The organism is Hyalangium sp. (assembly GCF_035629615.1).
Taxonomy (GTDB): domain Bacteria; phylum Myxococcota; class Myxococcia; order Myxococcales; family Myxococcaceae; genus Hyalangium.
Genome location: NZ_DASPHO010000196.1, coordinates 1 through 4,690, shown reverse-complemented (window position 1 = coordinate 4,690; position 4,690 = coordinate 1). Strand labels below are relative to the sequence as shown.

At 70.5% G+C, this 4,690-nt stretch carries 4 protein-coding genes; 2 read left to right on the top strand and 2 right to left on the bottom strand.

The features are described 5' to 3' along the window. The coding region (locus tag VD972_RS10015; RefSeq protein WP_324984472.1) for a WD40 repeat domain-containing protein at positions 1–1,173 on the top strand (1,173 nt) is incomplete at its 5' end. Here VD972_RS10015 and VD972_RS10010 read toward each other — a convergent pair. Beyond that, positions 1,174–1,872 (bottom strand): NAD-binding oxidoreductase, encoded by a 699-nt coding sequence (locus tag VD972_RS10010; RefSeq protein WP_324984469.1) that lies wholly within the window; start codon positions 1,870–1,872, stop codon positions 1,174–1,176. It abuts the gene before it with no gap. A 57-nt stretch (positions 1,873–1,929) separates the two neighbouring features. Between VD972_RS10010 and VD972_RS10005 the strand changes: the two genes are divergently transcribed. Further along, entirely contained in the window at positions 1,930–2,706 is a 777-nt protein-coding gene (locus VD972_RS10005) for a transglycosylase domain-containing protein (RefSeq protein WP_324984466.1), read from the top strand. A gap of 21 nt (positions 2,707–2,727) precedes the next feature. Here VD972_RS10005 and VD972_RS10000 read toward each other — a convergent pair. Then, positions 2,728–4,690, bottom strand: a 1,963-nt coding sequence (locus VD972_RS10000) for a serine/threonine-protein kinase (protein ID WP_414654030.1), incomplete at its 5' end; no start/stop codon positions are given.

Here is a 4,690-nt window from a genome sequence, read left to right as displayed (position 1 = left end):
TTCGTGCTGACCGAGGAGCCGCTCACCGCGGTGGCCTTCCATCCAGGCGGCCGCTACCTGGTGGCGGGCAGCGCGCGGGGGCTCCTCTCCGTCTTCACCGTGCCGCAGCTGTCCTTCATCTATGAGGCCCGGGCCCACGTGGCGCTGGTGAGCGGGCTGGCCTTCACGGCGGACGGGACGCTGTACACGGGGAGCTGGGACAAGCGCGTGCGCGCCTGGGACACGCGCGAGGAGGCGCTGCGGCCGGATCAGGCCCGGGTGATCTTCGAGCGACGCGGAGGCTTCTCCGTGGTGCGCGGCGGAGTCAACGGCAAGGCGCAGGCCTCCTTCGCGGTGGACACGCGCGCCCCGGCCATCATCCTCAACACCGAGACGGCCCTCCAGGCGGGCATCGACGTGGCCTTCCTGAAGGACACCCTCACGGTGCCCACGCCGCTGGGCAACACCGTGGCGAAGCTGGCGCGTGGCCAGTCCCTGCGCTTCAAGTCCCTGCCCGTGGAGGGCGTGGACATCGCCGTGTGTGACGTGTGCGTGCCCGCGGGCGCGCAGGGAGTGCTGGGCACCCCCTTCATCGAGCGCTTCGACGTCTCCTTCGACGAGTCCACCCGAGAGGCCATCCTCACCGCGAAGGCGGGCTCGGTTCCGGGAGCGGAGACGCAGGGGCTGTCGCTGGCTCCCAAGGCGGACTTCGCCTTCGAGGCCTACGTCAACGACGTCACCGTGGACGCGAAGGGACAGCGGCTGGGCGTCGCCTTCTCGGAGGAGAAGGCGGAGCGCTCGCGCAGAGTCTACGAGCGGGAGCGGAAGAAGGAGGTGGAGCCTCAGGCCCCCTTCAACGCGGGCGCGCTGGTGGACGCCGCCTCGGGAAGGATTCTCCAGAAGTGGTCCGTCCACCAGGGCGTGGTGTCCACCGCCAGCATCTCCCCGGATGGGCGCTCGCTGGCCACGGGCGGCTGGGACAAGCGCCTGCTGCTCTTCACCGAGGGCCAGGAGCTGCCCCAGGGAGAGCGGGAGTTCGGCTGGTCCGTGCGCCGGGTGCGCTTCAGCCCGGATGGACGCTGGGCCGCGGTGGCGGCGTGGACGCCGCAGAACCCCATCGGCGATCAGGAGAGCGATCCGGCCGCGGCGCTCTTCGAGCTGGAGTACGACAAGCCCACGGTGGAGCGGCGCTGACTAGAAGTTCTGGCAGATGGCGCTCGCGGGCAGCCCCCGCGCCCGCAGCGCCTGGATGACGCCCTGCACCATCTCCTGCTGGCCACACACGAAGGCCAGGGTGTCCGGCGCGAGTGGCTCCCCCGCCAGGTGTGCCTGCACGTAGCCGGTGAGGCCCTGCCACCCGCTGGCGCCGGGCTGGCTCACCGTGGGCACCACGTGGATCTGCGCCTGCTCCCAGTCCTTGAAGTCCCGCGCGTAGGCGAAGGCCCCAGGCGTGCGCGCGCCGAAGTACAGCGTCACCCGCCCATAGGCGTCCCGCTCCTGCCGGATGCTCTCGATGACGGAGCGGATGGGAGAGATGCCCGAGCCCGTGGCGAACAGGAGCAGATCCTTGCCCCGGACCTGCTCCAGCGGGAAGCCGCGCCCCTCTGGCCGGCTCACCTCCACCAGCGTCCCCAGCGGCAGGCGGACCAGCGCGTCCGTGAGCGGGCTGCTCTCCTTCACCAGCAGGTCCCACTGGGCCTTCCCGGGCGGTGAGGCGAGGGCGAACATCCCCTCCGCGTCCTCCGCGACTCTGGGCAGGCGCAGGCGGACATACTGCCCCGGGTGCTGATGAGCACCCCGCAGAGGCGCCTCCGAGAGGTCGAGCGTCAGGTCGGTCAGCCCGTCCGCGGCGGGCGATCGGGCTACCAGGGTGGCGGGGTACCAGTCCGTCATGTCTCTCCCGTTTTAACCCGCGAGCGAGTTTGGCGCCTCCCTGGTAGCCTGGGAGTCGTGAAGGCCATCATCTGGATATCGCTCTTTCTGCTGGGGCTGAGCGGGGTGCTCTTCCCCGTCTACTACCTCTATAAGGCGAGCAAGCTGCCCGCGATGGACAGCGAGTTCGACATCGAAAAGCAGCTCAAGCACAGCATCGAAGGCGAGCGGATGAGCCTCGTGTCCGGCATGTACGTGAAGCCGGACCGGTCCATCACCTTCAACCGCCCGGACTTCACCCGGCTGCCCAAGGACCTGGTGGCCATCTACATCACCCAGATGGGGTGCCCCAAGTTCTTCCAGACGCCGCGCGAGGATGGGCTCGCCTGGGGCTGGCGGCTCTTCCTCGGCGCGACGGTCGGGGGCGTGCCTCCGGGGGATGGTGGCTGTGAGCGCCTGCTGGCCTTCCGCATCGCCTGGAAGCTGGGGGTGCGCGACGACACGGAGCTGAACGTGGCCGCCAACAAGCTCCACGCCTTCCTCCAGAAGGATCAGCTCATCGCTTATGACCTGGCCATCATCCAGTTCGAGCGGGGCGTGGTGGGCGTGGACGACGCCGCCTTCAAGCTCTTCGGGAAGGAGCTGGACAAGCTCTCGCTCTCGGAGCTCGCCGAGCTGCAGCTCGCGCTGCCGCCGTACGGCTACTACGACGATCTGAAGACGTGTCAGAACGCCGCCATCATGAAGCAGAACCGGGATCTGATCCTGAAGTACACCGGCGGAGAGGAGCTGATCAGCCGGGACAAGGTGAACAACGCCATCGCGCAGCCGGTGTTCTGCACCCAGCGCAAGTGAGGCGCTGCTCACCGGCGCCTGCTAGCGCTTGAGGTACGTCTTCTCGAAGAGGGCCATCACCTTCTCCACCTTGCGGCCGTCCTCGGTGCTGTTGGCAGCCTTCGCTTCCTTGCGGATGCGCGCGAACATGTTGCGAGCGGACTGCTCATCCTCTTTCTTGATGAGGCCCGACTGGATCAACCCGTTCATGTCGCGCTCCAGCCGGTCGACGCTGGTCATCAGGTCCTGCTGGCCTGGGAAGCGGGGGCCGCCAGGGCGGTGGGGGTTCTTGCCGGAGGGCGGCTTGGGCGTCTCGGGCTGAGCCACGGTGTCCGGCGGCTTGGGTGTCTCGGGAGAGACGGTGGGCACGGGCGGGTTGGCCGGGTTTGGGTTCGGGTCCGGCGTGCCCGGGGGAGGCTGGGCCACGACCGGGTTGGACGGAGGCGGCTGCGGCGTCGTGGGCGTCTCGGGCTGGAGGACGACGCCCGGAGGCTTGTCGTCCGTGGGCTCGGGGCCGCTGTCCCGGAACAGCAGCACGCCGACGGCGGCCAGCAGCGCCGCGGCGGCCAGGAGGATCGGCACCAGGCGCCGCAGGGGCGAGCGCCCGCCCACGGCCCGCGCCTCCGCGGCAGAGAGCCCCCCCGGGAGGGAGGGGACCTGGGTGGTGGGCATGCGCGAGCCCGCGTCCTCTGCCCTCAGGATCGGATTAGGCGCGGTGGCGTGCTCGGAGGAGTCCAGGGCGACGGCGGGCACAGCCGGCGCGGAGATGGGGGACGCGGCAGCAGGGGCGGCCTCCAACAGGGGTGAGGACACGGGCGCCGTGATGGGCGAGGGCACGGGCGTGGGCGCCCGAGTGGCCGCTCCATTGGCGGCGGCGGCGGCGGCCTGGGCGCGCGTGGGCCGCAGCATGGTGCGCCGCAGCCGGTGGAGCTGCTGGCGCAGGGCGTCCGCGGAGCTGGGGCGTGCCTCCGGATCCTTCGTCAACATCTGCAGGATGAAGGCGTCCAGCGCGGGCGGCAGCTCGGGCACGAACTCCGAGGGGCGCGGAGGCCGCGCGTCCACGTGCTTCATCAGCAGATCCACCGGCGAGGTGCCGATGAAGGGCAGCCGGCCGGTGACCATCTCGAAGGTGACGACGCCCATGGCGTACAGGTCCGTCATCGGCCCCACGGCCTGGCCGCGGGCCTGCTCCGGCGCCATGTACTCGGGAGTGCCCACCACCATGTCCGTGCGCGTCTGCGCGGTGCGCGCGGCGGCCCCGCTCTGGCCCTGCTTGGCCAGACCGAAGTCCAAGAGCTTCACGTAGCGCGTGCCGCCCGGCTCGCGCACCAGGAAGATGTTGCTCGGCTTGAGATCGCGGTGCACCACGCCCGCGCCGTGCGCGGCGCCCAGCGCGGCCAGCACCTCGTCCAGGATGGAGAGCGCCTCGGTGGGCGGCAGCCGGGCCTTCTCGGCCAGGTAGGCGTCCAGCGGCTGCCCGTCCAGGAACTCCATGACGATGTACTGCCGCCCGTCCGGCACCTGCCCGAAGCCGAAGATGTCGATGATGCCGCGGTGGCGGATGGCGTTGACGGCGCGGGCCTCCGCCAGCAGCCGGGCCACCTGCTCCGGGGCCTGCGCCAGCTCTGGCCGCAGCACCTTCACCGCCACGCGCTTGCCAATGAGCGGCTGGATGCCGTCATACACGAAGCCCATCCCACCCACGCCAATACGCGAGCGCAGCTCGTACTCGCCGAGCTTCATTCCGATGAGCGGATCCCTCGTGGGTGGCTCGTCACCCCACACCGGCGAGGGGGCTGAGGACTCCTGGGAGTCCCCCGCCTGACTGCGCGGAGGCGGCTCCTCGCCCCAGGCAAAGGGGGCGTTGCGGCCCCGGGAGGGAGGCTCGGAGCCCCACACATCCCTGAGGACTTCGATCTGTGTGTCCTCGTCGTCCCTCGCCATGAAGGACGAGAGGATAACCGTCCCGTCCCGGGGGCACACGCCGGCGCCGGGCGGAACTTCC